This window comes from Vibrio genomosp. F10 str. 9ZD137 (assembly GCF_049974785.1).
Lineage (GTDB): Bacteria > Pseudomonadota > Gammaproteobacteria > Enterobacterales > Vibrionaceae > Vibrio.
Genome location: NZ_JBNGCJ010000142.1, coordinates 1 through 605, shown reverse-complemented (window position 1 = coordinate 605; position 605 = coordinate 1). Strand labels below are relative to the sequence as shown.

The window sequence follows — 605 nt, the reverse complement described above, 5'->3', positions numbered from 1 at the left end:
GCTCACACCTTAATGCGGCGTTATACAAATGAGGTAACTATGAGAATCGATGTCCAGTATATATCAAACTTACTTAGCGTATTCTTAGATTCAGAGAAGGCTCACATTACCTTATCTGAATTTGAGAGCGCTGGTGTGAAAATCTATACAGAGGACCGTAAAGGGTTAGATGAGAAATTCATTTTTCACGCCCAACTGTTAGTTGAAAATGGTTTAGTTAGTGACAAAGACCTTCGTTCTGAGTCGCTGAATACTTTTGGTATTTCATACAATAAGTCTGGCGGAATCATCGTTGAAAGAGATGTGCGTTTAACTCAAAAGGGTCATGATTTCGCTAGTGCATTGAACAATAAGGAAGTGTTAGAGAAGCTAAAGACCGAACTAACAAACGCTCCCTTCCGAGTATTGTTTGATGGCAGCCAAAAATTACTAGAGCATTACTTAACTAAAAAACTGGATGCATTGTTGGCGTAAATTTGTATAACAAAGCGTTCAAGACGGATTCCCAACGCTTGGCCATTTCGGCTTACTTCGATTTAAGTGTTTATGTCACAATGGGTTAGGTCGGGTGGTTGCGTTGTTCACCACTTAACGCGGCGTTAGGC

The 605-nt window shown here is 40.3% G+C and carries 1 protein-coding gene; it reads left to right on the top strand.

What is annotated here, in order from left to right:
• Positions 1-39 precede the first annotated feature (39 nt).
• Complete coding sequence (locus ACP45E_RS01775) at positions 40-474, top strand: DUF2513 domain-containing protein (protein WP_017038855.1); 435 nt, start codon at positions 40-42, stop codon at positions 472-474.
• Positions 475-605 lie beyond the last annotated feature (131 nt).

Excerpts from the sequence above, each read along its gene's own strand:
- ACP45E_RS01775 (WP_017038855.1), top strand. The coding sequence starts at position 40 with ATGAGAATCGATGTCCAGTATATATCAAACTTACTTAGCGTATTCTTA.